Origin of the sequence: Stenotrophomonas sp. GD03877, assembly GCF_029840555.1 — a bacterium.
Classification (GTDB): Bacteria; Pseudomonadota; Gammaproteobacteria; order Xanthomonadales; family Xanthomonadaceae; genus Stenotrophomonas; species Stenotrophomonas geniculata.
In genome coordinates, this window is the sequence record NZ_JAOCCT010000007.1 from 111,105 (window position 1) to 138,069 (window position 26,965).

26 protein-coding genes, 12 tRNA genes and 1 other RNA gene are annotated in these 26,965 nt (G+C 64.9%); 8 read left to right on the forward strand and 31 right to left on the reverse strand.

Annotated elements, in window-relative coordinates; genetic code table 11:
• Window positions 1–258: 258 nt before the first annotated feature.
• Window positions 259–576 (reverse strand): quaternary ammonium compound efflux SMR transporter SugE, encoded by a 318-nt coding sequence (gene sugE / locus N5D20_RS07515; RefSeq protein ID WP_010483859.1) that lies wholly within the window; start codon window positions 574–576, stop codon window positions 259–261.
• Between the two features lie 300 nt (window positions 577–876).
• Between sugE and ffs the strand changes: the two genes are divergently transcribed.
• An RNA gene (gene ffs / locus N5D20_RS07520) (signal recognition particle sRNA small type) lies at window positions 877–973 on the forward strand.
• A 78-nt stretch (window positions 974–1,051) separates the two neighbouring features.
• Here ffs and N5D20_RS07525 read toward each other — a convergent pair.
• The 3 genes from N5D20_RS07525 to N5D20_RS07535 are packed head-to-tail and all read right to left on the reverse strand — an operon-like array spanning window position 1,052 to window position 2,954.
• Window positions 1,052–1,441 carry a nuclear transport factor 2 family protein gene (locus tag N5D20_RS07525; protein WP_019336675.1) on the reverse strand — a complete coding sequence of 130 codons (390 nt, stop codon included), beginning with the start codon at window positions 1,439–1,441 and terminating at the stop codon, window positions 1,052–1,054.
• Window positions 1,438–2,205 carry an MBL fold metallo-hydrolase gene (locus N5D20_RS07530; RefSeq protein WP_279914728.1) on the reverse strand — a complete coding sequence of 256 codons (768 nt, stop codon included), beginning with the start codon at window positions 2,203–2,205 and terminating at the stop codon, window positions 1,438–1,440. The genes N5D20_RS07525 and N5D20_RS07530 overlap by 4 nt, the downstream gene beginning before the upstream one ends.
• A complete protein-coding gene (locus N5D20_RS07535; protein ID WP_279914729.1) occupies window positions 2,205–2,954 on the reverse strand; it encodes a 3-deoxy-D-manno-octulosonic acid kinase in 750 nt (249 codons plus the stop codon). Before N5D20_RS07535 ends, N5D20_RS07530 begins: the two co-directional genes overlap by 1 nt.
• A 20-nt stretch (window positions 2,955–2,974) precedes the next feature.
• Here N5D20_RS07535 and N5D20_RS07540 point away from each other — a divergent pair, with 20 nt between their 5' ends.
• Window positions 2,975–4,021, forward strand: a complete 1,047-nt coding sequence (locus N5D20_RS07540) for a glycosyltransferase family 9 protein (protein WP_279914730.1) — start codon at window positions 2,975–2,977, stop codon at window positions 4,019–4,021.
• Window positions 4,022–4,039: 18 nt separating this feature from the next.
• Here N5D20_RS07540 and N5D20_RS07545 read toward each other — a convergent pair whose 3' ends face one another.
• Together N5D20_RS07545 and N5D20_RS07550 are read right to left on the reverse strand one after the other, a co-directional pair.
• Entirely contained in the window at window positions 4,040–4,444 is a 405-nt protein-coding gene (locus N5D20_RS07545) for a DUF6165 family protein (RefSeq protein WP_010483869.1), read from the reverse strand.
• 240 nt (window positions 4,445–4,684) lie between these two features.
• A tRNA-Ser gene (locus N5D20_RS07550) sits at window positions 4,685–4,775 on the reverse strand.
• Between the two features lie 165 nt (window positions 4,776–4,940).
• Here N5D20_RS07550 and N5D20_RS07555 point away from each other — a divergent pair.
• Window positions 4,941–5,645, forward strand: coding sequence for a protein phosphatase 2C domain-containing protein (locus N5D20_RS07555; protein ID WP_010483871.1), 705 nt, complete (start codon window positions 4,941–4,943; stop codon window positions 5,643–5,645).
• A gap of 62 nt (window positions 5,646–5,707) precedes the next feature.
• Here N5D20_RS07555 and dnaQ read toward each other — a convergent pair whose 3' ends face one another.
• From dnaQ to N5D20_RS07570, 3 genes are read right to left on the reverse strand one after another with little or no spacing between them, the layout of a single operon-like run.
• Entirely contained in the window at window positions 5,708–6,439 is a 732-nt protein-coding gene (gene dnaQ / locus N5D20_RS07560; protein WP_010483873.1) for a DNA polymerase III subunit epsilon, read from the reverse strand.
• A 4-nt stretch (window positions 6,440–6,443) separates the two neighbouring features.
• Window positions 6,444–6,896 carry a ribonuclease HI gene (gene rnhA / locus N5D20_RS07565; RefSeq protein ID WP_010483875.1) on the reverse strand — a complete coding sequence of 151 codons (453 nt, stop codon included), beginning with the start codon at window positions 6,894–6,896 and terminating at the stop codon, window positions 6,444–6,446.
• A gap of 13 nt (window positions 6,897–6,909) precedes the next feature.
• The gene (locus N5D20_RS07570; protein ID WP_010483877.1) at window positions 6,910–7,554 is read right to left on the reverse strand and encodes a methyltransferase domain-containing protein; all 645 of its coding nucleotides are present in this window, start codon (window positions 7,552–7,554) and stop codon (window positions 6,910–6,912) included.
• An 11-nt stretch (window positions 7,555–7,565) separates the two neighbouring features.
• On the opposite strand from N5D20_RS07570, the gene gloB reads away from it, so the two are divergent.
• Complete coding sequence (gene gloB, locus N5D20_RS07575; RefSeq protein ID WP_197618131.1) at window positions 7,566–8,330, forward strand: hydroxyacylglutathione hydrolase; 765 nt, start codon at window positions 7,566–7,568, stop codon at window positions 8,328–8,330.
• On the forward strand, window positions 8,327–9,526 hold the full coding sequence (locus tag N5D20_RS07580) for a lytic transglycosylase domain-containing protein (protein ID WP_279914733.1): 1,200 nt from the start codon (window positions 8,327–8,329) through the stop codon (window positions 9,524–9,526). Before gloB ends, N5D20_RS07580 begins: the two co-directional genes overlap by 4 nt.
• Window positions 9,527–9,723: 197 nt before the next feature.
• Here N5D20_RS07580 and N5D20_RS07585 read toward each other — a convergent pair whose 3' ends face one another.
• From N5D20_RS07585 to N5D20_RS07665, 17 genes are all read right to left on the reverse strand, one after another.
• A complete protein-coding gene (locus N5D20_RS07585) occupies window positions 9,724–11,679 on the reverse strand; it encodes a peptidyl-prolyl cis-trans isomerase (RefSeq protein WP_279914734.1) in 1,956 nt (651 codons plus the stop codon).
• Between the two features lie 181 nt (window positions 11,680–11,860).
• A tRNA-Asp gene (locus tag N5D20_RS07590) sits at window positions 11,861–11,937 on the reverse strand.
• A 106-nt stretch (window positions 11,938–12,043) separates the two neighbouring features.
• A tRNA-Asp gene (locus N5D20_RS07595) sits at window positions 12,044–12,120 on the reverse strand.
• Window positions 12,121–12,207: 87 nt separating this feature from the next.
• A tRNA-Asp gene (locus N5D20_RS07600) sits at window positions 12,208–12,284 on the reverse strand.
• 83 nt (window positions 12,285–12,367) lie between these two features.
• Window positions 12,368–12,444 (reverse strand) — tRNA-Asp (locus tag N5D20_RS07605).
• Between the two features lie 26 nt (window positions 12,445–12,470).
• A tRNA-Val gene (locus N5D20_RS07610) sits at window positions 12,471–12,545 on the reverse strand.
• Between the two features lie 11 nt (window positions 12,546–12,556).
• A complete protein-coding gene (locus tag N5D20_RS07615) occupies window positions 12,557–12,829 on the reverse strand; it encodes an HU family DNA-binding protein (RefSeq protein WP_004146343.1) in 273 nt (90 codons plus the stop codon).
• A gap of 217 nt (window positions 12,830–13,046) precedes the next feature.
• A complete protein-coding gene (gene lon, locus N5D20_RS07620) occupies window positions 13,047–15,500 on the reverse strand; it encodes an endopeptidase La (protein ID WP_279914735.1) in 2,454 nt (817 codons plus the stop codon).
• A gap of 142 nt (window positions 15,501–15,642) precedes the next feature.
• Window positions 15,643–16,932, reverse strand: a complete 1,290-nt coding sequence (clpX, locus tag N5D20_RS07625; RefSeq protein ID WP_019336555.1) for an ATP-dependent Clp protease ATP-binding subunit ClpX — start codon at window positions 16,930–16,932, stop codon at window positions 15,643–15,645.
• 126 nt (window positions 16,933–17,058) lie between these two features.
• On the reverse strand, window positions 17,059–17,685 hold the full coding sequence (clpP, locus tag N5D20_RS07630) for an ATP-dependent Clp endopeptidase proteolytic subunit ClpP (RefSeq protein ID WP_004146318.1): 627 nt from the start codon (window positions 17,683–17,685) through the stop codon (window positions 17,059–17,061).
• A 76-nt stretch (window positions 17,686–17,761) separates the two neighbouring features.
• On the reverse strand, window positions 17,762–19,057 hold the full coding sequence (gene tig / locus N5D20_RS07635) for a trigger factor (protein WP_010483893.1): 1,296 nt from the start codon (window positions 19,055–19,057) through the stop codon (window positions 17,762–17,764).
• Between the two features lie 189 nt (window positions 19,058–19,246).
• Window positions 19,247–19,331, reverse strand: a tRNA-Leu gene (locus N5D20_RS07640).
• Between the two features lie 140 nt (window positions 19,332–19,471).
• Complete coding sequence (locus tag N5D20_RS07645; protein WP_049434082.1) at window positions 19,472–19,780, reverse strand: hypothetical protein; 309 nt, start codon at window positions 19,778–19,780, stop codon at window positions 19,472–19,474.
• Between the two features lie 420 nt (window positions 19,781–20,200).
• Window positions 20,201–20,276: transfer RNA gene (locus N5D20_RS07650), tRNA-Lys, on the reverse strand.
• A gap of 197 nt (window positions 20,277–20,473) precedes the next feature.
• Window positions 20,474–20,549 (reverse strand) — tRNA-Lys (locus N5D20_RS07655).
• A gap of 79 nt (window positions 20,550–20,628) precedes the next feature.
• A tRNA-His gene (locus tag N5D20_RS07660) sits at window positions 20,629–20,705 on the reverse strand.
• A 168-nt stretch (window positions 20,706–20,873) separates the two neighbouring features.
• Window positions 20,874–21,005 (reverse strand): hypothetical protein, encoded by a 132-nt coding sequence (locus N5D20_RS07665; RefSeq protein ID WP_258009652.1) that lies wholly within the window; start codon window positions 21,003–21,005, stop codon window positions 20,874–20,876.
• A gap of 528 nt (window positions 21,006–21,533) precedes the next feature.
• Between N5D20_RS07665 and N5D20_RS07670 the strand changes: the two genes are divergently transcribed.
• Both N5D20_RS07670 and N5D20_RS07675 read left to right on the forward strand, forming a co-directional pair.
• A complete protein-coding gene (locus N5D20_RS07670; protein ID WP_010483898.1) occupies window positions 21,534–22,454 on the forward strand; it encodes a hypothetical protein in 921 nt (306 codons plus the stop codon).
• Window positions 22,455–22,529: 75 nt separating this feature from the next.
• A complete protein-coding gene (locus tag N5D20_RS07675; RefSeq protein WP_065427980.1) occupies window positions 22,530–22,952 on the forward strand; it encodes a hypothetical protein in 423 nt (140 codons plus the stop codon).
• Between the two features lie 318 nt (window positions 22,953–23,270).
• On the opposite strand, the gene N5D20_RS07680 is transcribed toward N5D20_RS07675, so the two are convergent.
• Together N5D20_RS07680 and N5D20_RS07685 are read right to left on the reverse strand one after the other, a co-directional pair.
• Window positions 23,271–23,347 (reverse strand) — tRNA-Arg (locus N5D20_RS07680).
• A 39-nt stretch (window positions 23,348–23,386) separates the two neighbouring features.
• Window positions 23,387–23,463: transfer RNA gene (locus N5D20_RS07685), tRNA-Pro, on the reverse strand.
• A 180-nt stretch (window positions 23,464–23,643) separates the two neighbouring features.
• On the opposite strand from N5D20_RS07685, the gene N5D20_RS07690 reads away from it, so the two are divergent.
• Window positions 23,644–24,402: a Bax inhibitor-1/YccA family protein gene (locus N5D20_RS07690; RefSeq protein WP_126929896.1), complete on the forward strand. Its 759-nt coding sequence runs from the start codon at window positions 23,644–23,646 to the stop codon at window positions 24,400–24,402.
• A gap of 60 nt (window positions 24,403–24,462) precedes the next feature.
• Here N5D20_RS07690 and N5D20_RS07695 read toward each other — a convergent pair whose 3' ends face one another.
• From N5D20_RS07695 to N5D20_RS07705, 3 genes are read right to left on the reverse strand one after another with little or no spacing between them, the layout of a single operon-like run.
• Entirely contained in the window at window positions 24,463–25,212 is a 750-nt protein-coding gene (locus N5D20_RS07695; protein WP_010483903.1) for a sulfite exporter TauE/SafE family protein, read from the reverse strand.
• Window positions 25,213–25,237: 25 nt separating this feature from the next.
• Entirely contained in the window at window positions 25,238–26,146 is a 909-nt protein-coding gene (locus tag N5D20_RS07700) for a LysR family transcriptional regulator (protein WP_171953894.1), read from the reverse strand.
• A 53-nt stretch (window positions 26,147–26,199) separates the two neighbouring features.
• Window positions 26,200–26,943: a cysteine hydrolase gene (locus tag N5D20_RS07705; RefSeq protein ID WP_043401342.1), complete on the reverse strand. Its 744-nt coding sequence runs from the start codon at window positions 26,941–26,943 to the stop codon at window positions 26,200–26,202.
• Between the last annotated feature and the right edge of the window lie 22 nt (window positions 26,944–26,965).

Sequence of the window (26,965 nt, forward strand, 5' to 3'; positions counted from 1 at the left end):
CATTAACTCCTGAAAATCTTCACATCTTCACGCGACGCCCCCTGAAAAAGGTGCGCCGGCGTGTCCGTCAAGGCGAAAACTCCCCGGTTTCGCATGACGAATGGCGGCACTGTGCGTCCGATGGCGCCAGCGGCATGTGAATCACGCTCGTTATTTTCATGACGTGCGTCAAATAAAACGAGCGGACAAAATGGCTTTGCCGAAAATGCATATACCTGCAGGACGCGGGGAATCCATTCCCCGCTCAACTAAATGCATTCAGCTGCTGGAGAGTTTCATCAGCACCAGCCCGGACACGATCAAGACCGCTGCACCGATCCGCATCGGGCTGACCTGCTCACCGAGGAACACGATGCCGACCACGAACGCGCCTACCGCACCGATGCCGGTCCAGATCGTATAGGCGGTACCCAATGGCAGGCTGCGCATGGCCACCGCCAGCAGCCAGAAGCTGGCGATCATGCCGATGATCGTGACCACGGTGGGGGTGAGCTTGGTGAAGCCTTCGGACTGCTTCATGGACACGGCCCAGACGATTTCCAGCAGGCCGGCGAACAACAGATAGATCCAGGCCATGACAGCCCTCCTCTTGGTAGGGCCAGGCCGTCCTGGTCATTGATTCCCGATGTGGGGGAGGTCGTTCCTCCTGGCCGGCATTCTAGCAACGCCGGTCGCGCCGGGGCGTTGCCAGCAGACGCGGGTTACAGCCGATTCAGTGCACGAAGCTGGCGTCGATGTACCTGCCTGCGCTATAGTTGCGTTCTGCCATCGGCCAGCCGATGTGCAGTCCGGCTGTGGTCTCCGGCGCATCGCGCGCTGCTTCCCCTGATCGGTGAACCGGCCGCCCACTGGGCGGCCAACGTCTCTATGGTGGCCCCGTCGGCCCCTCGCGACGCTAGGTCGAAAATCCCGCCAGGGCCGGAAGGCAGCAACGGTATCGATCGACGCGGGCGCCGAGGTCAGCCGGCGGGGCCATCGCCTTTTCCGGCGACGCCCCGCCTCTGGTAGATGCCAACCTTGGTTGGCGCCGTGCGCCGAGCATGGCCCGGTGCTACCGCGCCTCGGGCGTGCCCTGATGGAACACCACGCGCCACCGTTGCCCATGCCGGCGCCACAGCGAGCTGCGCAGCACCCAGCGCTGCGCCTGCCCATCGACGTGATGGCGGCTGCGGTAGCGCACCTGGGCCAGACCGTCGGCCAACAACCACACCGCGTACCGTTCCGATTCGATCAGCACCTGCGCGCGCTCCAAGGGGATCTCCTGCAACGCCGCATCAAGGCCGTAGCATTGCCCGGAGCTGCCGATCTCGCTGAAATCCTCGTCCAGCAGGGCCGCAAGGGACTCGCGATCCCCCCGCACCTGCGGCGCATGCAGCGCGCGTTCCAGCGCCTCCAGTTCGGCCGCCAGCGCCGCGTCGGCGGGCTGGCCAACACCGCTCACGGCGGATCCTGCGCCAGCACGTGCGGCGCCGTCGGGCTCGCCAACCGCACGCACTGCCCCGGCTGGGCGACGCGGTGGCCGCGCGCGGCCAGCGCCACACCGTCAGCCACGCTGGCGTAGTGGTAGAGCATCATCCGGGACTGCAGCTCGGCGCTGTACTCGCGCTCCAGGTCGTCCACACCGGTATGCGACGGGTTGCCGTGCAGGCCGCAGTCGTGCGCGATCAGTTCGTTTTCGTTGGCGAAACGGGCCAGCATCTCCGGAATCGGCCGGGTATCGCCGCTCCAGGTCAGCGCGCCCTGCAGGCGCAGGCCATAGGCCGTCTCCGGCCAATGGTGGCGCACCGGGAACACCTCCAGGCGCACGCCCTCATGCCAGAACGCCTCGCCCACCACGATCAGCTGGAACGCATCCCAGAAGTTGGCGCCGCCCTCGGCCAGCACGTTCGGGTAATCCCCGATGCGCTTGTGCAGCAGCGGCACCACCGTGGCAGGCACATACAGGCGCACCTTGCCGCGCCGGTGCGCATTGAAGAAGGTATCGACGAACAGGCGCTCGAAGCCCGCCACGTGGTCCAGGTGCACATGGGTGACGAACAACGCCTGCGGCATGTGGCCGTAGTGCGCCTTGAACGCGGTCAGGCCTTCACCGCCGCAGTCGATGGTCAGCCACGGACGCCCGTCCCGCTCGATCACCGACATCGGCGACCCCAGCTCGACCGCCGACGCATTGCCGACGCCGAGGAAACGCAACGACCAGTCCATCAGGTGCCCCGGTTCCAGGCCATGTCATAGGCGCGGCGCAGCCGCGCGAAGTCCTTCTGCACGTCTTCCATGCTGCGCTCGCCGCGCAGCTTGATCAGCGAGCGCAGCAGGCGCTTGAGATTGCGTTCGCGCCAGGCGGTCGCCGGGATGCGGATCACCCCGCGGTCGAAGTCGATCAGCCAGCCATGGCCATTGCCGTCGAACAGGATGTTGTGCGCATTGAGGTCGGCATGGTCCAGGCCGGCACGGTGGAAGCGCGCGATCAGCCGCCCGGTTTCCTCCCACGGTGCGCCCCGGCCAGCGACCAGCGCACGGTCGGCCAGCGAACGGACACCCTCGATCCGCTCCATCAGGATCGCGGCCCGGTAGCGCAGGCCCTCGCGCATGTAGAACGCGGCGATCGGCCGTGGCACCGGCAGCTTCCTCTCGCGCAGCGCGCGCATCAGCCGGAATTCGGCGAAACTGCGGGTCCGGTCCGCGCCGCGCCAGAAGTACTGGTCATGGCTGATCTTCGCCGCCAGGCCACCGCGCAGGTAGTGGCGCAGCACGCTGGGGCCGAACGGCGCATCGACCAACCAAGCGCTGCCACGGCCGCCCTCACCCACCGGCCGGGCCCTGCTTCCCCAGTGCTGGGGCGAGAACAGGCCGATCTCGGCTTGCCGCAGCCGCTCGCGGTCGAACAGAATGGCCCCGATGCCGCGACCCTCGCGGCATGGCGTCAGCGCTTCATTGGCGTCGAATGCGACCATTTCATTGAGTCTAACAACACATGGCATCAGCGTCCTCCTCCTTGTGCCTCCTGCGCCTGTCCGCACTCGGCGATGTCACCCACGTGGTGCCCCTGGTGCGCACCCTGCAGGCTGCGCGTCCGGACACGCCGATCCACTGGATCATCGACAAGGCCGGCCACAAGCTGCTCAACGGCCTGCCTGGCGTCACCTTCCATGCCTACGACAAGAAGAGCGGCATGGCCGGGGTCAAGGAACTGCGCAGGCAGCTGCCACCGGGGCGCTTTGAAGCGCTGCTGCAGATGCAGGTGGCGTTCCGCGCCAACCTGCTGTCGGCCTTCATTCCAGCAGAGCGTCGCATCGGCTACGACCGCAGCCGATCGAAGGATCTGCACGGTCTCTTCATCAACGAGCGCATCCCCGACCGCCCCGGCATCCATGTGCTGGACGCCATCGGCAGCTTCTGTGAACCCCTTGGCCTGCGCCAGGCCGAGGTCAGCTGGGACCTGGCGGTGCCGCAGTCCGCGTATGAGTGGGCCGCCGCGCAATGGCAGGACGATGGCCGACCGGTGCTGATGATCTCGCCCTGTTCCAGCCACGTGCGCCGTAACTGGTATGCAGACCGCTATGCAGCCGTGGCCAACCATGCCGCACAGCGCGGTTGGCGGGTGGTGCTGTGTGGTGGCCGCAGCGAGCTGGAGCGCAGCATGGCCGATGCCATCCAGGCCCAGCTGCACACGCCGGCACTGGACCTGGTCGGCAAGGACACCTTGAAGCAGCTGCCGGCACTGCTGGCCCGCGCCAATCTGGTGATGACCCCGGACTCGGGCCCGATGCACATCGCCAACGCGATGGGCGCCAAGGTACTGGGCCTGCATGCGGCCAGCAATCCGAACCGCAGCGGTCCCTATTCCGACCGCCGCTACTGCGTGGACCGCTACGATGATGCCGCGCGCAAGTACCTGGCCAAGCAGGCCGCGGATCTGAAGTGGGGCACCAAGATCGAGTTCGACGATGTGATGGAACTGATCACTGTCGAAGACGGTATCGCTGCGTTCGAACGCTACGTCGCCGACCACCTGGGGTGAGCGGCAGGCTGCCGGGGATTACGCGCGCTGCGCGTAATCCTGGTAGGACTTCTCTTCCACGTACGCCGAACCCAGCGCCAGGTTGATCGCCTTCTTGATGCGCGCGCGTTCGTCGTTGCGCAGGTAGACACTGCGCGCCAGGTCGATGAAGCCCTGATCGAACGCCTGCGCCTTCTCCTTCAGGCGGATGTCGTCCTCGATGTCCCACAGCTGCTCGTTGACCGTCTTCAGCTCGGCACGCAGCTTGGCGATGTCCTTCACCGCCGCCGGGTGTGCCATCCAGGTCTGCTCCAGCGCCGACAGCTCCTTGCGCACATTGGCCAGCTTGCCCTCGTCGCTGATGCGCTCGGACTTGATCTGCAGGATCGAGATCTTGTCCAGCAGCTCGCCGAAAGAAACGGGGACGAGGATTTCAGCGGTCATGGGGAAAAGCTCCAGCAGGTGATGCGTGCAGTTTAACCCGCAGCTCGCGATGGGACAGGTAGATCCATCTGGAGGAACAAGCCCCTCTGTTGAGGGGCTGCCCCGACAGGGCGGGGAGAGGCCGGCAAAGGGAGGGGCCCACGCGTTGCACAGCAACGCGTGGGGCGACGCGCAACGCGCGTCGCGTCCCGCGCCAGATAAAGAAAAAGGGCTGCCTTTCGGCAGCCCTTTTTCTTTATCTGGCGGAGAGGGGGGGATTCGAACCCCCGAGGCGCTATAAACGCCTGCCTGATTTCGAGTCAGGTACATTCAACCACTCTGCCACCTCTCCGGGTGGTCCCCGGCGGACCGGGGACGCGCATCATACGAGGAAGTGAGGCCGACGACAAGTCATTCCGGCCAACGAAGTGAAAATTTCCTGAGCGCATGCCTTGCCGGATGCGTGCCGTCACCCGATGATGCCTGTCTCCCCAGCAACACCCCGCCCCAGCCCCCCATGATCGAATTCGGACACCTCACCCACCCCGGCATGCGCCGCGAGCTCAACGAGGACACCTACTACGGTGACAGCGAGCTGGCCTTGTGGCTGGTGGCCGACGGCATGGGCGGACCCGCCTGCGGCGAAGTGGCAAGCGCGCTGGCACGCGAGACCATCGTGCGCGAGATCCGCCGCGGCGCGCCGCTGGCGCAGGCCATCCGCACCGCCGACGAAGAGATCATCCGCGCCTCGCGCCGACGCAACGACACGCTGCCGATGGGCACCACCGTGGTTGCCGCGCGCGTGCAGGGCAATCGCTATGAAGTGGCGTGGGTCGGCGACAGCCGCGCCTACCTGTGGCGCGACGGCCAACTTGCACAGCTCAGCCAGGACCACAGCGTGGTGCAGGAACTGGTCGCGCAGGGCAACCTGACCGCCGAACAGGCGCGCGCACATCCGCATCGCAACGTGGTCACCCAGGCGCTGGGCGTGACCGATCCGGCGCATCTGAACGTGGCCACCACCAGCGGTGAACTGCGCCCGGGCATGCAGCTGCTGCTGTGCAGTGACGGACTGACCGAGGAAGTGGACGACCGCGGCATCGCCCGCACCCTCGCCTTCGACGATGCCAGCGCGCAGGAGTGCGTGGATACGCTGGTCGCGGCCGCGCTCGACGGCGGTGGCCGCGACAACATCAGCGTCATCCTGGTGCGCTGCCACTGAACCTGGTGCATGAGCCGAGCATGGGCTCGGCTCTACAGTAGATCCACGCCATGCGTGGATGTTTATGCGCTGGCGGGCTCTTCCACCTTCGGGCCATCCCACAGCGCGTGGCCAGCCTTCTTGCGCAGCCGCTCCAGTCGCGCGGCATGCGCTTCCAGTTCCGACGGCGTGGCCACCACGCGCGGGCGCGGCAGCAGCTTGCTGGTGTCGAAGGCCTGCAGCGCCGCACCGGCACCACCGCCATCGTCATCGCCCAGGCCGAAGCCGATTTCCTCCTGGCCCGAGGTCAGCGCGATGTAGACGTCGCCCAGGATCTGCGCATCGAGCAGGCCGCCGTGCAGTGCACGGTGCGAGTTGTCCACGCCCAGCCGCTTGCACAGCGCATCCAGCGAATTGCGCTGGCCCGGGAAGCGCTCGCGCGCCATCACCAGGGTATCGATCACGGTGCAGCGGTCGGTGATCTTCCCGTACTGCGGCCCCAGCAGCGACAGCTCGTTGTCGAGGAAGCCGAGGTCGAACGCCGCGTTATGGATGATCAGTTCGGCGCCATCGATGAAGGCCAGGAACTCGTCGGCGATCTGCGCGAAGTCCGGCTTGTCATCGAGGAACTCCAGGGTCAGGCCGGTGACTTCCTGCGCGCCCTGTTCGAACTCACAGTCCGGCTTGATGTACTGGTGATAGTTGTTGCCGGTCGGGCGGCGCTTGAACAGCTCCACGCAGCCGATTTCGACAATGCGGTTGCCCTTCTTCCACTCCAGGCCGGTAGTTTCGGTATCGAGGATGATCTGACGCATGGGCTCAGTTTACCGGGCTGGCGTCGCGGATCTGGATCGCCGCGTTGCGGGCCAGGGTATCCACCCGCTCATTGTCGGGGTCGCCGGAGTGCCCCTTCACCCACCGCCAGTCGATCTGATGCCGCAGCGTGGCCGCCTGCAGGCGCTCCCACAGCTCGCGGTTTTTCACCGGATCGCCACCGGCGGTCTTCCAGTTCTTGCGGATCCAGCCCGGCATCCACTGGGTCAGGCCCTGCCTCACGTACTGCGAATCGGTATAGAGCACGATGCTGCACGGCTCGGTCAGCGACTCCAGCCCGGAAATGGCCGCCATCAGCTCCATCCGGTTGTTGGTGGTGTGCGCCTCGCCACCGCTCAGCTCACGCTCGTGGCCCTTGTAGCGCAGCAGCGCAGCCCAGCCGCCGGGGCCGGGATTGCCAAGGCAGGAACCGTCGGTGTGGATTTCGATGGTTTTCAATACAACTCCAGAATCAGGTAGCTACGGTGCCGTGCCAGCGCACCGGCAGCGGTTTCGGCCCGGGCAGGGCCAGCGTGCGTTTTTCCGCATGGAACAGGCAGGCCGCACGCAGCGGTGCCCAACCTCCGGGACGACGGCTGCCCGCACCGCGCCAGAGCGGACCCAGGTAACGCATATCGTCGCACTCCAGCCCATGACGGCCGAGCAGCAGGCGGATCCGCTGCGGCGTGCGCACCACCAGCCCATGCTGGCGCCAGCGCGTGCGGTACGGGCTGAACGGATTGAGGCTGCTCAGCCACAGGTGGCCGCCCGGCATCAGCACGCGCTCGCACTCGTCGAGCAGCCGATCAGCGTCGGCCGCGGTGACATGCTGCAGCACGATCGCATTGACGCTTTCATTGGCCAGCGGCAACGGCAGCGCGCAGCGGGTGTCGCCGGCATAGCCCGGCCCCTGTCGATACAGGCGCAGGCCGCGCCCACCCAGCTGCGCATCCTCCAGCCAGGCCGCACTCGGCGCGATCCACAGCCAGGGCTGCGCCGGCAGCACCGACAGCTGCGGCAGCAGCAACTGTCGCTCCAGCACGCGCAAGGCCTCCGCCGGTTCACTGTCGAACCACGGGGTCTGGCTCGCTTGACGGGTACTCTGCAGCGCGGGCATGGTCCAATTCTATGCGACTGACTGCCCTGCCCGCATTTGCGGATAACTACATCTGGACGCTGATCGACGACGAGGGTGCTGCCGTGGTCGTCGACCCCGGTGATGCCGCGCCCGTGCTCGCGCTGGCCGATCAGGGCCTGCGCGTGGACACGATCCTGCTCACCCATCACCACGACGATCACATCGGTGGCGTGCCGGCATTGCAGGCGCGATTCCCCGGCGTGCGGGTCGTCGCGCCGGCCGAGGAGCGCATTCCCACGGCGACCGAGCGGGTCGGTGAAGGTGAACGCGTTCAGGCATTGGGCCGGACGTTCCACGTACTATCCGTGCCCGGGCATACCCGCAGCCACATCGCGTTTCACACTGCTGAACATCTTTTCAGCGGAGATTCGTTGTTCAGCCTGGGCTGTGGACGCCTGTTCGAAGGTACGCCGTCCCAGCTGCTAGCGTCGATGCGCAAGCTGGGTGCCCTGCCCGCGCAACTGCTGCTTTGTTGCGCTCATGAGTACACCGTGTCAAATGCCGTCTTCGCGCGGCATGTCGACCCCGCCAACGCTGCCTTGTGGCAGCGCCAAGAGGAGGCTTTGGCCATGCGCCGCGATGACCGTTCCACCCTGCCGGTAACCCTGGCCAACGAATTCGACTGCAATCCCTTCCTGCGTGTGCACGCTGCACCGATCCGTGCGTCGGTGTCGGCACACCTGGGCCGTGACGTCGTGGACGACGTCGACGTGATGGCCGGTCTCCGGCACTGGAAAGACGGCTTCCGCGCATGATGCGCCGAAGTCTGCCGCTGGCCCTGGGCCTTGCCCTGGGGCTGGCCGGAACCGCGGGCGCACAGTCGCTGGGTGCCGGCATCAGCCAGAACCTAGCCGCTGCTGCGGCCCTGCCGCTGGACGCTTCAGCGCTGCCCGCCGCTTCGGTGCGCAACGGCCAGGAGATCTTCACCAGCTTCCGCGACGGCCTGGCCGAGCCCAGCTGCGATGCCGAGGCCACCAGCCCGCGCTGGCAGAAGCAGTTCGCCCACGCCCCCTCGCGCCTGGCCAACCAGGATGACGATGCGCTGGTGCTGTTCGGCTATGTGGTCGAAGAGCTGCGCAAGGCCAACCTGCCCACCGAATTCGCGCTGATTCCGTTCGTGGAAAGCGGCTATCGGCCCAATGCCCGCAACGGCAGCGGCCCGACCGGCCTGTGGCAGTTCATCGCCACCACCGCGCGCAACCACCGTGTGCCGATGGCCAACGGCTATGACGGCCGCCTGTCGGCGGTTGATTCCACCCAGGCCGCGGTGCGCTACCTGAAGACCCTGCATGGCATGTTCGGCGGCGACTGGCGCCTGGCCACCATGGCCTACAACGCCGGCGAGTACCGGGTACTGCAGTCCATGCGCAAGGCTGGCATGAACGCGCAGAACGCCAAGCCGGCAGCCCTGCCGGGCCTGTCGCCGGTCACCCATGCCTATGTCGAGAAGCTGCATGCCCTGGCCTGCGTGCTGGAAGACGTGGAAGACCAGCCGGGCGTGATGGCCTCGCTGGACCGCACCGTGCCGGTGCTGAAGGACCACACCCTGCCGGCCGGCACCAGCGTCCAGCAGTGGGCCGCACAGCGCGCGCTGGACCCTGCCAGGATCGCCCGCCTCAACCCGGCCCTGGCCGCCGGCAACCGCGCCTCTGGAACCACCCGGGTGCTGGCCCCGGTCTCGGCTGCCAATGCGACTGTGACGGAAACCGCGACCACACTGGTGGCCAGCACCGCACCGGTTGCCACGACCACGCCGACGCCGCAGGTGGCCAAGACCGTCGCCGCGATCGCCGACCGCCCGCGCAGCCGCCGCCACACCGTGCGTGATGGCGAGTCGGCATGGACCATCGCCCGTCGCTACGGCATGCCGGTGAAGGCGCTGCTGTCACTGAACGGCCTGAGCGGCAGCAGCGTGCTGAAGCCGGGCGCGGTACTGCGCGTCGAGGATTGAAGCAGGCGCGGTTCCGGCCGCGCCCTGCCCTGCTTCCTGTAGAGCCGAGCCCATGCTCGGCTTTTTCATGTTCGCGCCCTGCCGGGGTTCATGACAGGCCGAGCATGGGCTCGGCTCTACAGTTCAATTTCCAGCATCGCTCCCAATAAAAAAGGCCCGGCATTGCCGGGCCTTTCTCGTCCTGCCCGCCGCGAGGCTTACAGGTTCTCTTCGGTGATCTGGATCACGAACTTCTTGCGCATCGCCTCGACGTAGGCCTTGGCTGCGGCCATGCCATCGATCTGGCTGAGCTGGTCCTTGAGCTGCTTCTGCTGCTCGGCAGTCACTTCCTTGATGTCGCCCGGGTTGACCTTGTTCACCGCGAACAGCAGCGCGTGGCCGTTGACATCCACCTTGCCGTAGCTCGGCTTGCCCTCGGCCGGCACCGGCGCGCTGAAGATCGCGCGGTTGATTTCCGGAGTCGGCACCGGCTGGCTACGCGGCAGGCCTGGCATCGGGCTCAGCTGCAGCTTCTCGCTGGCAGCCAGCGACTGCAGGGTGGCACCGGCCTTCAGCTTGGCCAGCACGGCGTCGGCGGCCTTGTCGCTGGCCTGGCGCTGGCGGTCGGCGCGGATCGCGGCGATCACCTGTTCGCGCGCCTTGTCCAGCGGCATGGCCTGTTCCGGAGTGTGCGCGGCCACGCGGATGACCACACTGTGGTTGGTCGCGCCGCCCAGGGCGATCGGGTCGCTGGCAGTACCATCCTGCACCAGCACTTCCGAGAAGGCGGCACGCAGCACGGCAGGATCGGTGGCGATGCCACTGGCGGTTGCGCGGGTGATCGGGCCCAGGGTCTGCAGCGGCAGGTTCACTTCCTTGGCCGCAGCGGCCAGATCACTCGGGCTCTTGTTGATGGCGTCGACCAGCTTGCCGGCCAGTTCGTTGAAGCCGCGCTCGCCGTCGGCCTTCAACTGCTCGGCAGCCAGCGTGTCACGCACTTCCTCGAACGACTTGCCTTCGCCACCGCGCACCGCGGCGACCTTGATGATGTGGTAGCCGAAGTCGGTCTTGACCGGACCGATCACGTCACCCGCCTTGGCGGCGAACAGCGCATCTTCGAACGGCTTGACCATCGCACCGCGCTCGACCCAACCCAGGTCACCGCCCTGGTCCTTTGAACCCGGGTCTTCCGAATTGGCCTTGGCCAGTGCAGCGAAGTCGGCACCGGCCGCCTTGGCTTCGGCAGCGATCTTGTTCGCCTTGGCTTCGGCGCCGTCACCGGTGATCAGGATATGGGCAGCTTGGCGCTGTTCCGGCGAGGTGAACTTCGCCTTCTCGTCTTCATAGCGCTTGCGAAGGGTCGCTTCGTCAGCCGCGGTCGGTGCCGGCAGGTTCGCGCCGTTGATCTCGACGTATTCCAGCGACACGCTTTCGGCCTGGCGGAAATCCTTGCCGTGGCTGTCATACCACTGCTTGATCTGTTCGTCGGTGACCGGCGCGGTATCGGCCGGCACTTCCGGCAGCGCGGCCAGCTCGACGTCGCGGGTTTCACCCAGCAGCTTCAGCAGACGCTCGGTCTCGGCCTGGGTGACGAAGCCCGAATTCTGCAGGCCCGACGGAATCACCGACTGCTGCAGGCTCTCGCGCACCAGCTCCTGGAACTGCGTGGGCGTACGCGGCGGATTGCCACCGGCCAGGGCCAGGCGATAGTTGTTCTCGTTGAACTTGCCGTTCGAATCGAGGAAGGCCGGGATGGTGGCGATGTACTCGCGCACCGCACCGTCGCCCACCACGACACCGGCCTGCTCGCCCACCAGGCGCACGACCTGCTCGTCGATCAGCTGATCGAGCACGGCCATCTTGTTTTCAGTGCTTTCGAACGCGCGTGGGTCGAAGTTCTCACCCTGCTGCTGGCGCTCGCGCATGCGCTCCTGCTCGAAGCGGGTGCGGAAATCCTGCGCACTGATCTCGTGGTGCTGCCACAGCATGCGCACCGGCCACCACGACGGCGCCGAACGCCACCAGGTCGGCGGCGCGGAAACCTTGGCCACGTTCTGTGCGCCAACGCCACCGAGGTAGCTGTTGTCGATCACGAACAGGAACGGAATCATCAGCAGCCCCAGGATCACGGTGACGATCCAGCCTGAGGTCTTGTCGCGGAGTTTCTGCAGCATGGTGAGAATCACAAGGCCTGATTGGCGAGCCCGGCAGTGTAACCCGCTTCGCCGCAGGGACCAAAAGCAGCGCCGGCGCGGCCTGCGCCGATCTTCGTGGACCTGCACCATCAGCACATCGGCAGGCCTGCGGCACGGCCCAAAGAAAAAGCCCCCGGCTTGCGCCGAGGGCTTTTAAAGTTGGCGGAGCGGACGGGACTCGAACCCGCGACCTCCGGCGTGACAGGCCAGCATTCTAACCAGCTGAACTACCGCTCCGCGCTGAAACTTTGCAGGCGCCCAGTATATCCGAAGACTCCCTGGAAACCCAGCCCGACGAACACTTTTTTCAAAGTTTTTTCACAGGGACTTAAGAATTCTGCAATGGCGGAGCGGACGGGACTCGAACCCGCGACCTCCGGCGTGACAGGCCAGCATTCTAACCAGCTGAACTACCGCTCCGTTCTTGCAAAAACCTTTTCGCCTTCTTCCCGAACCTGTCGGTGAGAAGACAAGGCCCCCGGCTTCAGGCCGGGGGCCTCGATGTAGTGGCGGAGCGGACGGGACTCGAACCCGCGACCTCCGGCGTGACAGGCCAGCATTCTAACCAGCTGAACTACCGCTCCGCATTGTTGCTTTTTTGTTTTCCCACTGGCCTGGACCGGGGAGAAAACAAAGCCTCCAGCTTTTGGCCGGAGGCCTCGTTGAATGGCGGAGCGGACGGGACTCGAACCCGCGACCTCCGGCGTGACAGGCCAGCATTCTAACCAGCTGAACTACCGCTCCACACTCAAACTTTTACCGCGGTGCTGTGGTGGGTGCTGAGGGTTTCGAACCCCCGACCCTCTCCGTGTAAAGGAGACGCTCTACCGCTGAGCTAAGCACCCCAGCGAGCCGCTTAGTTTACAGCATCCTTCAGGGCCTTACCAGCCTTGAACGACGGATTCTTCGAAGCAGCGATCTTGATGGTGTCGCCGGTCTTCGGGTTGCGGCCGGTGCGGGCAGCACGGTCGCGGACCTGGAAGGTACCGAAGCCAACCAGGGTGACCGCATCGCCGTCCTTCAGCGCCTTGGTGACGGCAGCAACGACGGCATCGACAGCGCGGCTGGACTCGGCCTTGGTCAGGTCGGCAGCTTCAGCAACGGCATCGATCAATTCGGTCTTGTTCATTCTCTACAACTCCTTTGGCGGTGGGTTCCGCTTATTCGACAGGGAAGCAACCGCACGCCTTCTGCATGCGGCCGCCATGTGGAAACGGTTCGCCGATTCAGTCATCGCTGACAGCGATCACTCATTCGCGAGTGCTGCTTTTATACCAGTGGCCCTACCCCCACGCAAGCTGGAAAGCCAGCAACGACGCGGGTTTCGGGCCATCGGACAGCGCGCGTCAATGCTTGACGCGCGCGCTTCCACTCGGTTTGGCCTTGCTGCGCACCGTGACACGCTGCGCACTCTTGCGCGCCTTCTTCGGTGCCAGCGGACGCTCCAGCGCCAGGTCCAGGACTTCTTCGATGTACTTCACCGGCACGATCTCCAGATCGCGGGTGACGTTGGCCGGAATGTCTGCAAGGTCCTTGCGGTTCTCTTCCGGGATGATGACCGTGCGGATGCCGCCCCGCAGTGCGGCCAGCAGCTTCTCCTTCAAGCCACCGATGGCGGTGACACGACCACGCAGGGTGATCTCGCCGGTCATCGCCACGTCGGCACGCACCGGCACCTTGGTCAGCATCGACACCAGCGAGGTGACCATTGCCGCACCGGCACTCGGGCCGTCCTTCGGCGTGGCGCCATCGGGCACGTGCAGATGCACGTCGTGCTTCTGCAGGAAGTCGCTGTCGATGCCAAAGCCCACGGCGCGCGAACGCACCACCGACAGTGCCGCCGACGCCGATTCCTTCATCACGTTGCCGAGCTGGCCGGTCAGGATCAACTGGCCCTTGCCCGGCACCAGCGTCGATTCGATCTGCAGCAGATCGCCACCGACTTCGGTCCACGCCAGGCCGGTGACCAGGCCGATCTCGTTTTCTTCCTCGGCACGGCCGAAGTCGAAGCGACGCACGCCCAGGTACTTGTACAGGTTCTTGCTGGACACGCTCACCAGCGCCTTGGACTTCTTCGCACCCTTCTTCGCCTTCGCCGCCGGCTGCGGGCCGGCCAGTGCTATCTCCTTCACTACCTTGCGGCAGATCTTGGCGATCTCGCGTTCCAGGTTGCGCACGCCCGATTCGCGCGTGTAGTAGCGCACGATGTCCTGGATGGCATCACTGCAGATCTCCAGCTCTTCCGGCTGCAGGCCGTTGGCCTTGATCTGCTTGGGCACCAGGTAGCGGGTGGCGATGTTGAGCTTCTCATCCTCGGTGTAGCCGGGGATGCGGATCACTTCCATGCGGTCCAGCAACGGGCCCGGAATATTGAGCGAGTTCGAGGTGGCCACGAACATCACTTCGGACAGGTCCAGGTCCACTTCCAGATAGTGGTCGTTGAACGCGTTGTTCTGCTCCGGGTCGAGCACTTCCAGCAGCGCCGAAGACGGATCGCCACGGAAGTCCATCGACATCTTGTCGATCTCGTCGAGCACGAACAACGGGTTCTTGCTGCCGACCTTGTTGAGGTTCTGCACGATGCGGCCCGGCATCGAACCGACGTAGGTACGACGGTGGCCACGGATCTCGGCCTCGTCACGCACGCCGCCCAGCGACATGCGCACGAACTTGCGGTTGGTGGCCTTGGCGATGGACTGGCCCAGCGAGGTCTTGCCCACGCCCGGCGGCCCGACCAGGCACAGGATCGGGCCCTTCATCTGCTTCACGCGCGACTGCACCGCCAGGTACTCAAGGATGCGCTCCTTGACCTTCTCCAGGCCGTAGTGATCGGCATCGAGCGTGTCCTGCGCCACCTTCAGGTCCTTGCGCACCTTGCTGCGCTTCTTCCACGGCACGCCCAGCAGCCACTCCAGGTAGTTGCGCACGACCGCGGCTTCGGCCGACATCGGCGACATCTGCTTGAGCTTGTTCAGTTCGTTGCGTGCCTTGGCTTCAACGGCCTTCGGCATGCCGGCTTCGGCGATCTTGCGGGCCAGCTCTTCCAGCTCGCCCGGCGCGTCGTCCAGGTCACCCAGTTCCTTCTGGATGGCCTTCATCTGTTCGTTGAGGTAGTACTCGCGCTGGCTCTTCTCCATCTGCGACTTCACGCGGCCGCGGATGCGCTTTTCCATCTGCTGCACGTCGATCTCGCCATCGACCAGGCCGACCAGCATCTCCAGGCGATCGCCGACGGCCAGCGTTTCCAGCAGGCGCTGCTTGTCGGCCAGGCGCACGCTGATGTGCGCGGCAATGGTGTCGGCCAGGCGCGCCGGCTCATCGATGCCCGACAGCGTCTGCAGCAGTTCCGGCGGCAGCTTGCGGTTGGTCTTGACGTACTGCTCGAACAGCGACATCAGCGAGCGGGCGATCGCCTCGACCTCGCGCGCTTCGCGCTCGTCGGTGGCGTCGATTTCCACCGCCTGCCCATGCAGCGAGCCGTTGCGCTCGTCGACGTGGGTGACCTGCACGCGCGACAGGCCTTCGACCAGCACCTTGATGGTGCCGTCGGGCAGCTTCAGCAGTTGCAGCACCTGCGCCAGCGTACCGACCTGGTAGAGGTCGGCCGCATGCGGGTCATCGGTCTCGGCCGACTTCTGCGCCAGCAGCAGGATGCGCTTGTCCGCCTCCATTGCCTGTTCGAGCGCGTGCATGGACTTGTCACGGCCGACGAACAGCGGGATGACCATGTGCGGGAACACCACTACGTCGCGCAGCGGCAGGACCGGCAGGTCGAGGGTTTCACTTGGGGAACGGGCCATGGGGGCTCCAGGGAAGGGGAAAACCGCCTCCGGGAGGGCATCTTCCGGAGACAAAAAAAGCCGATGGCCCCGTTATGGGGCCATCGGCTTTCAGATGCAAGGCATTCCTTGAAAATCCTTTCCAATCAACAACCTGGAAGGATCACTCAGCGCCTGCGGCCTTCTGTTCAGGGGCCGCCGGGGTCTGGTAGATCAGGTACGGCTCGGACTTGTGCTCGATCACCGATTCGTCCACCACCACCTTGCTGACGTTTTCCTGCGACGGCAGGTCGTACATGGTGTCCAGCAGGACCGATTCGACGATGGTGCGCAGGCCACGGGCGCCGGTCTTGCGCTTGAGCGCCTTGCGGGCGATGGCCGACAACGCGTCCGGACGGAACTCCAGTTCGACGCTCTCCATCTCGAACAGCTTCTTGAACTGCTTGGTGATGGCGTTCTTCGGCTCGGTCAGGATCCTGATCAGGGCCGGCTCGTCCAGCTCCTCCAGGGTCGCCACCACCGGCAGGCGGCCGACGAACTCGGGGATCAGGCCGAACTTGATCAGGTCTTCCGGCTCGACTTCGGCCAGCACCTTGCCCACTTCCTGCTTGCGCTCGCTGCTCTTCACCTTGGCGCCGAAGCCGATGCTGCCGACGTCGGTGGAACGGGCCTGGATCACCTTGTCCAGCCCGGCGAACGCGCCGCCGCAGATGAACAGGATGTTCTTGGTGTCCACCTGCAGGAATTCCTGCTGCGGATGCTTGCGGCCGCCCTGCGGCGGAACGCTGGCCACGGTACCTTCGATCAGCTTCAGCAGGGCCTGCTGCACGCCTTCGCCGGACACATCGCGGGTGATCGACGGGTTCTCGCTCTTGCGCGAGATCTTGTCGATTTCATCGATGTAGACGATGCCCTGCTGCGCCTTCTCGACGTCGTAGTCGCACTTCTGCAGCAGCTTCTGGATGATGTTCTCCACGTCCTCGCCCACGTAACCGGCTTCGGTCAGCGTGGTGGCGTCGGCCATGGTGAACGGCACGTTGAGCAGGCGGGCCAGGGTCTCGGCCAGCAGCGTCTTGCCCGAACCGGTCGGGCCGACCAGCAGGATGTTCGACTTCGCCAGTTCGACGTCGTCGTTCTTCTGCCGGCTCTCGATGCGCTTGTAGTGGTTGTACACGGCCACGGCCAGGGTGCGCTTGGCGCGGTTCTGGCCGATCACGTACTGGTCGAGCACCTCGAGGATCTCGCGCGGCTTCGGCAGCGAACTGCGCGCCGACTGCGCCTTTTCCTCAAGCTCCTCGCGGATGATGTCGTTGCACAGCTCCACGCATTCATCACAGATGAACACGCTCGGACCCGCAATCAGCTTGCGCACTTCATGCTGGCTCTTGCCGCAGAAAGAGCAGTAGAGGATCTTGCCGGTGTCCGTGGAACGACCTTGGCGGTCTTCGCTCATGCTTCGCTTACCCAGTTACCCCACCCGCTGAACGGGGGTTCGATTCGAGAATAGCACAGGGCCGAGGGGACACCAGTCCCGCCCGACCCTGCAGGAACGAGGCCTCCATGGCCCCGTGAAGGCCGGTCAACCGGCCTGGATCGACTCATCCGGACGACGCTCCAGGACCTGGTCGACCAGACCGTAGGCCTGCGCCTCGAAGGCGCTCTTGAAGTTGTCGCGCTCGGTGTCGCGGGCGATCGTCTCCAGCGACTGGCCGGTGTGCTTGGCCAGCACCTCGTTCAGGCGCGAACGCAGGGTCAGGATCTCACGCGCGTGGATGTCGATGTCGGTGGCCTGGCCCTGGTAGCCACCCAGCGGCTGGTGGATCATCACGCGCGAGTTCGGCAGCGCATAGCGCTTGCCGGCTTCGCCCGCGGCCAGCAGCAGGGCGCCCATCGAGGCAGCCTGGCCGATGCAGGTGGTGCTCACATTCGGCTTGATGTACTGCATGGTGTCGTAGATCGCCATGCCGGCGGTGACCACGCCACCCGGCGAGTTGATGTAGATGTTGATGTCCTTTTCCGGGTTCTCCGATTCCAGGAACAGCAACTGCGCCACCACCACGTTGGCCATGTGATCGTCGATCGGGCCCACGAGGAAGATCAGGCGCTCCTTCAACAGGCGCGAATAGATGTCGTAGGCACGCTCGCCGCGGCTGGTCTGCTCGACCACCATCGGAACCAGGTTCAGGGCTTTGGTTCGGTTGTCCATTACGTGAGGTACCTATCTTGGGGGGCAACAACCCCGCGCCGGCAAAGGCACGGGGCATCCGGTGATCCGCCCGGGCTTACTGGCGGATCGCGTCCTGGAACGACAGCTTCTCTTCGGTGTGCTGGGCACGCTCGGCGATCCAGTCGATCACCTGCTCTTCCATCACACGGTTCTGCAGGCCAGACATCAGCTGGGGGTCATTGCGGTACATCTCAATGACCTGCTCCGGCTCTTCGTAGGTCGAAGCGATCAGACGCATCGTTTCGTTCAGGCGCTTGGCTTCCAGGCGCAGGTCGTTGATGCGGGCCACTTCACCGACCAGCAGGCCGACCAGCACGCGCTTGGCGGCCGCTTCCTTGAAGCCTTCGTGGGCATCGGCCGGGATCTCGCCAACGTTCTGGCCGTTGCGGCGGATCTGCTCGACCTGCTGGGCCAGCATGGCGCGGGCTTCGTTCTCGACCAGGCGCGGCGGCATTTCCACCGAGGAATAGGCGGCGATCAGCTGCTCGCCGACCTCGCGGCGCAGGCGGTTCATCAGGGCACCCTTCAGCTCGCGCTCCAGGTTGGCGCGGATGTCGCTGCGGAACTGCTCCACGTCGCCGCCCTTCACGCCGAAGCTCTTGATGAAGGCTTCGTCGACCGCCGGCACGACCGGCTCGGAGACTTCGGCAACCTTGACGGTGACCTGCACGGTCTTGCCGGCCAGCACCGGCACGCGCCAGTCAGCCGGGAACTCGACGTCCAGGGTCTTCTCTTCACCCTTGGCCAGGCCGACCAAGCCCTTTTCGATGGTCTCGAACATCATGCCCTGGCCGAGCACGATCGAACCCTTCTCGGTGCCTTCGGCCGGCAGGCGCTCTTCGCCGGCCTGCGACCAGGTTTCCACCGCGACCAGGTCACCGTCCTGCGCGCCACGGCTGACCGGGGCCCAGGTACGACGCTGGTTCTGCAGGTTCTCGATCATCTGGTCGATGTCGGCGTCGGTGATCTCGGCGGTATGGCGCACGACGGTCAGCTTGCTGACGTCGATGTCGCCGAAGTCCGGCACCACTTCCACGGTGGCCACGAAGGAGAACTCACCCTCGTCGCCCTTGTCGATGCGCGGGCTGCCGACGATGCGCAGGTCGTGCTCGCGCACGGCCGCGTCGAAGGTTTCGCGCAGCAGGCCGTCCAGCGCCTCACCACGGACCTGCGCGCCGAAGCGCTGCTCGATCACCTTGGCCGGCACCTTGCCCGGACGGAAACCCTTGATGCGGGTGGTACGGGCGATTTCGCCCAGGCGGCCGACGATGTGGCTCTGCAGACGCTCTTCCGGCAGCGAGAAGCTCAGGCGGCGTTCCAGGTTGCCGGTGGATTCGATCGAAGCTTGCATGTTGACTCCTGCCACCGGTGGCCCACGCCCCCGGCTCGATGATTGGGATGAAACGGTTGTAAGGACACGACGTCTGGGACGCGCCTGCTTGCCGCAGCCCTTTAGTTTCGCCCAATTCGGCCTGCACTGCCAGCGCGTGCCGGTCAAGTGGGCGTCGATGGCCCGATCAGGGCGGGGACAGGCCGGCACTGGTGCGAAAGGGGGGACTCGAACCCCCACGCCTTGCGGCACTGGAACCTAAATCCAGGGCGTCTACCAATTCCGCCACTTTCGCGTGGCCGGCTCAGGCATTCATTGTCGCAGGCGACGGCGGGAATCGGAAGGCCTGCACAAAACTGAACATGACAGCCCTGTGCTCATTGCCCGCGCCAAAGGCCGTCCCGAAGGCGTGCAACCGTTCGGGACGGCAGCGACTCAGTGCTTCGCCTCGGCAGGGGACGCAGGTGCGTCAGCGCCCTGCCCGGCCGCCACATCCACCTTGCGGATATCCACGCCACCCTCGTCGGCGCGACGCAGCTCCATCGCCTCCGGCGCCGCTTCACCCTCCACCGGCTGCGCCGGCTGCATCTGCATGGCGTCACCGACCGGGCGCGCTGGAACCGCCTCCGTACCTGCATCGCGCTCCACGGTCTGCGCCGGATCACGTTCCGGCGCGCAGGCCGCCAGTGCCAGCAACGCAAATGAAACCCACAGCCCCCGGTGCAGTCGCTTCATATCGGCCATCAGGATCTTCCTTCGTACATACATGCGCCCTCGGCGCGGAAGATCCATTGGGTGCGATGAAGGGCGCAGCGCGGTGAGAAGCAGCGCACAGCATTGAAAACACTGATGACGCGTATGCCCCTGATTTCAGCATCGCTTCAGTAGATCCACACCATGCGTGGATGAAATGCCACCCGGCGAACAGGCAAGAAAAAAGCCACTTGGCGAACCAAGGGGAAGCTGCTACGCATTCGCGCCGCAGCCCCACGCTTTGCATGGCAAAGCGTGGGCCCCACTTCACCGGCCCCCACATCCCCGCGGCTTCGCCGCGCCCTCTTGACTCAAGGGGGCTCCACTCCAGCCGGCACCGCTGGTATGTGCAGACGCCACCCGGCGAACAGGCAAGAAAAAAGCCACTTGGCGAACCAAGTGGCTTTCGTCTGGTGGGCTGTCAAGGATTCGAACCTTGGACCTATTGATTAAGAGTCAACTGCTCTACCAACTGAGCTAACAGCCCGAAATCGGGGCGCGAATTATGACCCGATCCGCTCGGTGGGTGCAAGCACTTTTTTCAACGTGGTTGAAACCAGCACTGCGGTCCCGCTGCTGCTGCAGATCCACGCCGAGCGGGTTCTGCAACGCGTGATCCATCGAAACGATAGGAGTCACACTTATAAGAAAAAAGCCACCTGGGGTACCAGGTGGCTTCTGTCTTGGTGGGCCGTCAAGGATTCGAACCTTGGACCTATTGATTAAGAGTCAACTGCTCTACCAACTGAGCTAACGGCCCGTGAAACTCAGACTCACATTGTAGCGTGCTTTCTGTTTATTGCAATACCGTTTCGGCTGCGCCGATGCGGTTGAATCAGTGGGGTGGCTGAGGGGATTCGAACCCCCGACCACCGGAATCACAATCCGGTACTCTAACCAACTGAGCTACAGCCACCACTGAAACTTTCGCTCCACCGCCGATGAGGCTGACGTTGAAACTTGATGCTTTGCTACCGGGCGGAACCAGAAGTCCGTCCCCCGAAGCGAGTCCGGCATTTTCCGGGAGTCGCGAAGGAATTGCAAGCACTTCTTCACATTGATGTGCAGGGGCCGGAACGGGAGATCAGAGCTGCTCCGCCGAGATCACACGCACGGCGTCCCCATGCTCATCCAGGAATGACAGCGTGGCCTCCCCCTTCGGCGTGACCTGCAACTGCAGGCGCGGCTGGCCCGCTCCGTCGAGCAGCTGAAGCATCGCATTGCGCGACTGCCTCCTGCCAGGAAGCACACAACGAGTAATCGCTTGCACACCTGCGCGTGCAAGCGCTCATCTTCGGCTGAGAACATCGGCCGCCGCCGTCCATCGGCAACACCGTTTCGATCACGTCGATCGACGCACTGCGTTGAGCCGTCGCCTCCATCAGCAGGCCAGTCAACGCCAGCGAGGTGACACCGCCGCAGTACAGGGTAAGCCGCCGTTGGTACCCGCGCTGTCGATGCACTTCGGCCAGTACCTGCTCTACCTCTCCCGCGCCTTTCGAAACTGCATCCGTGACGAGCGCCAGAAGGCGCGTGCCCCATGCACCGAACGTCAGGCGCAGGCAAACAGCTCGCCACCGTCGGACCCACTCCCGAGTGGCGTGAATGATTGGTGAACGAATCGTGAATCAATCTCAAACAGGAATGGGGGAGATCCGTTCATACAACGTTAGCTGCAGGACATGGAACGCGAGGCGCACGTTTGCAACCATGCCGGTTCCTGCAATGAAGGTGAGATCAATAGATGAGCAAGCGGCTAATCGGATTCGTCGCGCTGGCAGCGGTGCTGGCAGTGGCAGCCGTTGCAATGAACGGCTACCGGCAGCAGCCGGCTGCCGATGCCACGGCAGAGGAATCCGGGAAGAGTGGCAGCCTTGATGAAAGGCCCGACCAGGGAAGGCAGCTTCCGGCGTCAGGTGCGGCGGCCGCGCAGAGGCTGGAGCGGGACAACAAGATCCCGCCAGGCTCGTACAAGGCGGTGGGCCCCAAAGCCTACGAGATCGTAAGAGGCAATGAGTTCCGGCCTCCCGGTGACGCGCTCGCCCACGTCAAGCAACTGATGCTGCGCTCCGAATCCGGAGATGCCACGGCAACCTACGAAATCTATCGAACCATCGAGCAGTGCCAGACCTTCATCTCGGATCGCGCTGACAAGCTGGCGGATTCAGCCACCACGGTCGGGTCCGGCAACTGGTTCCTGGAGCGATCGGAACGAATCCTCAAAGAGTGCGAGTCGCTGGCTCTGGATCAGGACATCTATCACGCCGATTGGCTTTCGAAGGCCGCCGCCATGGGCTCGCAGGAAGCGATGCGCGCTTACTCGCGATCGCCGGAGAAAGTCATCGGTTCGCTTGATGACGCAATCCGTGATCCCGCGGCGCTCGAGGCGTGGAAGGACACCGCCACCGGATATCTGCGCGAACTGGAATCACAAGGGAACGTCAATGTCATCAGCGACATGGCGATGGCCTACACGTATGGCGGCATTGTTCCTGCGGATCCCGTTGCCGCCCTGGCGTACACCCGCGTCCTCAACCGGCTGGACCCACGTTTTGCCACCACCACTGACATTGCCAACCATGAGAAAAACCTGAGCAGCCAAGAGAAAGAGAAAGCCCGCATTTCATCGAACGAAATCTTCAAGAACTGTTGCATCCCACGATAAGGACCTATTGTGAAAGCTAGACTGATTGGGATTATCCCTTCGCTTGGTAGAAACTCCATTCCCGCCATTGCAGGCGTGCTGCTGTTCATGGCAGCCGGGAGCCTTCAAGCGAAAAAGCTTCCTGGCGTCATCAACTGCACCGCCGGATGCACGCTGACAACCCCGTATCCCGATCCGGTGACCAACCAGCAGCTTTCCCAAGAGGTGCAGAAGCTCAATGACGGCCGGACCACCGTCTGGACAGCCCAGACGCGAGTCCAGACCGGTGATGTCCTGACCGTCTGCAACGGTATTTCCTGCGTCAACTACACGTGGCGAGGTGCAGGTTTCGACTCCGGCGAAGTAATTTCGACCGTCCTCCCGCCCAACTCCCGGGGCGGTGGTGGTGGTGGCGGCGGTGGTGGTGGCGGCGGCGGTGGCAGCGGCCCGATCAGCGGCGGCTGCCACGGCAACTGCGGTGGCGGCAAGGTCCGGGTGGGCGAACTGGAACAGATGTGATCCATCCAGGGCGCACTCGACCAGAGTGCGTCCATCGCGACATGGAAAAGGCCAGCGCATAGCGCTGGCCTTTTTTTCGTTGCCGGGCACATTGCCCCAACCCAGGCGGCGCTGCTCAAGCACCTGCGGAGTGAGCCGATCATCGCCAGACGCAGGTTCACCGCAACCCGCCTGGCATCACGCCGTGCGACTGCCCCCCAGGCAAAGGGCATCTTTCATCGGAAAAGAGGAAGGTGGAATGCTCGCCACCCAAGATTGCCCAGCCATCCAATGGGAACCGATGTTCGCGGGCGTGAGTTCATAAACCATTGATTCCAATGGCGCGCCCGACAGGAATCGAACCTGTAACCGCCGGCTTAGAAGGCCGGTGCTCTATCCAGTTGAGCTACGGGCGCCCGAACCGGAACGGTGTCCAATCCGACGTGATGTGGGATTGGTCGGGGTAGAGGGATTCGAACCCCCGACATCCTGCTCCCAAAGCAGGCGCGCTACCAGACTGCGCTATACCCCGGTCTTGCAATCCCCTCGGGCCATGCCCGGGGAGTTGGTCATTGTCGCCAAGCGCATTGGGAACTGTCAACGCAGGATGTACAGATCCGGCGCCTGCCACAACGCCGAAAGCAGTCATCGGCTATGCTCACGCCCATCGGCCGGATGGCCGTCCAGACCCTCATTCGCACGGAGAACGCGCATGCGCAGCGGCAACCCGGCTCTTTCCGAGTCCACCTTCCTCGACCTCGCCAGCGGCTCGGTGGTGACCAGCCCCGACCAGGCAATGACCCTCAACGGCACCGTCAACAAGACCGGTTTCCTGCTGCTGTTGACCGTGCTGACGGCCGCTTTCGCCTGGAACCAGACCATCGACGACTACGGTCAGGTTTTGCCCGGTGCCAGGCTGTATGCCATGGGCGGCGCCATCGGCGGCCTGGTGCTGGCGCTGATCACCGTCTTCAAGAAGGAATGGTCGCCGGTCACCGCGCCGATGTACGCGCTGGTGGAAGGCCTGTTCCTCGGCGCCATCTCGGCCGTGTTCAACGCCAAGTTCCCGGGCATCGTGTTCCAGGCCGTGCTGCTGACCTTCGGCACTCTGTTTGCGCTGCTGTTCGCGTACCGCAGCGGCCTGATCAAGGCCACCGAGAACTTCAAGATGGGCGTGGTCGCGGCCACTGGCGGCATCGCCCTGCTCTACCTGGCGTCGTTCGTGCTGGGCTTCTTCAACATCGACGTGCCGGTGATCCATGACTCCAGCTGGCTGGGCATCGCCTTCAGCCTGTTCGTGGTGGTCGTGGCCGCGCTGAATCTGGTGCTGGACTTCGACTTCATCGAGACCGGTGTCGCCCAGCGTGCACCGAAGTACATGGAGTGGTATGGCGCATTCGGCCTGATGGTGACCCTGGTCTGGCTGTACGTTGAATTCCTGCGTCTGCTGTCGAAAATCCAGCAGCGCTGAGCCGCAACATGCAATAGACGACAAAGGGCGCCCTTCGTGGCGCCCTTTGTCGTTCCTCCCTCAGCGCGCCAGCAGCACCGGCAGCGACGATGCCAGCAACGCGATGCCTGACGCGGTCAGCAGGCCCAGCACGAGCTGCCGGAAGCGCGCCTCGCTGATGCCGATGTAGACCCGCGCGCCCAGCAGGGTCGGCACGAGCATGGCCGGTGCCACGATGGCGAAATACGGCAGCATCTGCCGGCTGACCAGGCCGCTGCCGACATAGGTGGCCATGGTCACCGCCAGCATCGCCAGGTTGAAGTTCTGGATGACCGCGCGCTGTTCGTCCTTGCCGAAGCCTCGCAGGGTGCTCCACAACGTCGGCACCGGCCCGGCAAAGCCGCCAATGCCACTGAGCACGCCACCGGCCATGCCAGCGATCGCATCACCGATACGGCCGCCGACGCGGACCGGAGGCAACGAGCGCGTCATCAGCATCACCGGGCACCACAGCGCCAGGAAGCCGCCCAGCAGCGCCTTGAACCAGTCCATGTCCAGCTGCGGCAGCACCATCACGCCCAGCGGAATGCCGGCCAGCCCGCCCAAGACGAAGGGCAGCAACAGGCGCAGGTTGAAGCCACGGCGCACGGTGAACACAGCCACCAGCTGACCGACCAGCGCACCAAACACCGACAGCGTCGCCGCCAGCCGCGGCTCCAGTCCCCATGCCCAGAACGACATCGCCACCATGCCAAAGGCGAAGCCGGACAGGCCCTGCACGAATCCGGCGACGATCGCGCCCAGCGCGACCAGCAGATACACCGACTCCATCACCACCTCGGTTGCAGCCGCGCGACTATCCTGCCGCGCCCACCTGTGCAGCGTAGTGCGCCGCGAGGTGCTCGACCAGCGCACGCACTTTCGGCGCCAGCGCACGTGCATGCGGATACAGCGCGAAGTAGCGGCGCTGTCCCGCATGCCAGGCCGGCAACACACGGATCAAACGACCGGCGCGCAGGTCTTCCTGCACCGTCAGTGCGGTGAACAGGCTGATGCCCATTCCCGCCAGCGCGGCGGCATACAGCGCCGGCGTCGCATCCACGCGCAGGCGTTGCCCGGCCTCGATGCTCGCACTGGCGCCGCGCGGCCCCTGCAACTGCCAGGGCGGCATTGACGGCGTGGGACTGAAGCCCAGCAGCGTGTGCTGCGCCAGATCCGATGCCTGACGCGGCAGACCATGATGCGCCAGATAGGCCGGTGCAGCGACCAGGATGCGCGGGCAGCTGGCCAGTTCGCGCGCGACCAGCTGGCTGTCCGGCAGCGAGGCCGCGATACGCAGCGCCAGGTCAAAGCCACCACCGACGACATCGACCAGTTGATCATCGGCCGACAGATCAAGCGCAACCTGCGGGTAGCGCTGCAGGAACGACGGCAGCCAATGCGGCAACTCCTGGCTGGCCACGACCTGCGGCACGCTGATGCGTACGATGCCACCGGGCTGCGCTTGCCCGGCACGCACGCGATCATCCGCTTCCTGCAGGCGATCCAGCAGCGCTGCCGCCTCGCGGTAGTAGTCGCGACCGGCTTCGGTCAGTGACAGCCGGCGGCTGTTGCGATCGAGCAGTCGCACCTGCAGATGCTCTTCCAGCTGCCGCAGTTGCCGTGACATCGCCGAGTGGGTGGTCCCCAGGCGCTCGGCAGCAGCAGTGAAGCTGCCTGCGTCGACGATGGCGCGCAGCGCACGCAGGGCGGCGAAGTGATCCATCGGCGAGCGACTCCAGGTGACGGGGCCCACGGCATGCGGGCCCCACCAGCTTATCAAGCGCCGTCGCCGGCCTTGCGCACCGGCAGCGCCAGGATCGCGTCGGTGCTCATGACATCACCGAAGGCGTCTTCGATCTGCGCCAGCGAGGCGTCATGCAGCGCGCGATGATCGATGCGCTGGCCACTGGCCAGGTCCAGGTCGCGGCTGGCGCTGGCATCGGACGATACGATCACCCGGTAGCCGCGCGGTGCCGCCGCCGCGTCGCGCGCAGCACCGGCCACACAGGCATGGGTCTGCAGGCCGGTGACGATCAGGGTGTCGATGCCGGCATCCTTCAGCACCGTGTCGAGCATCGCGGCCGAGTTGCCAGCGAACACGCTGACATTGTCCTTCTGCACCACGGTCTCACCCTTGCGCGGCTGCAGGTCGCGATGGAAGGCGGCATTGACGCTGCCCTGCGCGAACAGCGGTGCACCGGCCGGCAACACATGCTGCACGTGGATCACGCGGATGCCGTGAGTATCGGCGAACTCGACCACCCGCCTGGCCTGGCGCAGTGCGGCCACGCCATCGGGAATGACCATGCGGCCACCAGCAAAGCCGGGCGCGGCGCTGGCATCGAAGTATTCGTTCTGGAAGTCGATCACCAGCACGGCGGTCTTCGCTGCATCCAGCGAGGCCGCGACCGGCGCGCCGGCCATGTGGCGGATGGTGGGATGGGACGGTTCGGCGGCAGCGACCGGGGCGGTGGCGGCCATGCCGATCAGGCTGGCCAGGCCGAAGGCGGTGAGGTTCATGGGAGGGTTCCTGTGCGGTGGG

Coding starts and splice junctions, on each gene's coding strand:
- N5D20_RS07665 (WP_258009652.1), bottom strand. CDS start 21,005: ATGCTTCAGCTGCTCGACGGAGCGGGCCAGCCGCGCCTGCAGTTGCAG.
- N5D20_RS07535 (WP_279914729.1), bottom strand. CDS start 2,954: ATGGTCGCATTCGACGCCAATGAAGCGCTGACGCCATGCCGCGAGGGT.
- N5D20_RS07580 (WP_279914733.1), top strand. CDS start 8,327: ATGATGCGCCGAAGTCTGCCGCTGGCCCTGGGCCTTGCCCTGGGGCTG.
- clpP (WP_004146318.1), bottom strand. CDS start 17,685: ATGGACAACCGAACCAAAGCCCTGAACCTGGTTCCGATGGTGGTCGAG.
- N5D20_RS07690 (WP_126929896.1), top strand. CDS start 23,644: ATGCGCAGCGGCAACCCGGCTCTTTCCGAGTCCACCTTCCTCGACCTC.
- N5D20_RS07615 (WP_004146343.1), bottom strand. CDS start 12,829: ATGAACAAGACCGAATTGATCGATGCCGTTGCTGAAGCTGCCGACCTG.
- N5D20_RS07545 (WP_010483869.1), bottom strand. CDS start 4,444: ATGACCGCTGAAATCCTCGTCCCCGTTTCTTTCGGCGAGCTGCTGGAC.
- lon (WP_279914735.1), bottom strand. CDS start 15,500: ATGGCCCGTTCCCCAAGTGAAACCCTCGACCTGCCGGTCCTGCCGCTG.
- N5D20_RS07570 (WP_010483877.1), bottom strand. CDS start 7,554: ATGCCCGCGCTGCAGAGTACCCGTCAAGCGAGCCAGACCCCGTGGTTC.
- tig (WP_010483893.1), bottom strand. CDS start 19,057: ATGCAAGCTTCGATCGAATCCACCGGCAACCTGGAACGCCGCCTGAGC.
- gloB (WP_197618131.1), top strand. CDS start 7,566: ATGCGACTGACTGCCCTGCCCGCATTTGCGGATAACTACATCTGGACG.
- N5D20_RS07645 (WP_049434082.1), bottom strand. CDS start 19,780: ATGGCCGATATGAAGCGACTGCACCGGGGGCTGTGGGTTTCATTTGCG.
- sugE (WP_010483859.1), bottom strand. CDS start 576: ATGGCCTGGATCTATCTGTTGTTCGCCGGCCTGCTGGAAATCGTCTGG.
- N5D20_RS07705 (WP_043401342.1), bottom strand. CDS start 26,943: ATGAACCTCACCGCCTTCGGCCTGGCCAGCCTGATCGGCATGGCCGCC.
- N5D20_RS07585 (WP_279914734.1), bottom strand. CDS start 11,679: ATGCTGCAGAAACTCCGCGACAAGACCTCAGGCTGGATCGTCACCGTG.
- N5D20_RS07700 (WP_171953894.1), bottom strand. CDS start 26,146: ATGGATCACTTCGCCGCCCTGCGTGCGCTGCGCGCCATCGTCGACGCA.
- N5D20_RS07540 (WP_279914730.1), top strand. CDS start 2,975: ATGGCATCAGCGTCCTCCTCCTTGTGCCTCCTGCGCCTGTCCGCACTC.
- dnaQ (WP_010483873.1), bottom strand. CDS start 6,439: ATGCGTCAGATCATCCTCGATACCGAAACTACCGGCCTGGAGTGGAAG.
- N5D20_RS07555 (WP_010483871.1), top strand. CDS start 4,941: ATGATCGAATTCGGACACCTCACCCACCCCGGCATGCGCCGCGAGCTC.
- N5D20_RS07695 (WP_010483903.1), bottom strand. CDS start 25,212: ATGGAGTCGGTGTATCTGCTGGTCGCGCTGGGCGCGATCGTCGCCGGA.
- N5D20_RS07530 (WP_279914728.1), bottom strand. CDS start 2,205: ATGGACTGGTCGTTGCGTTTCCTCGGCGTCGGCAATGCGTCGGCGGTC.
- N5D20_RS07670 (WP_010483898.1), top strand. CDS start 21,534: ATGAGCAAGCGGCTAATCGGATTCGTCGCGCTGGCAGCGGTGCTGGCA.
- clpX (WP_019336555.1), bottom strand. CDS start 16,932: ATGAGCGAAGACCGCCAAGGTCGTTCCACGGACACCGGCAAGATCCTC.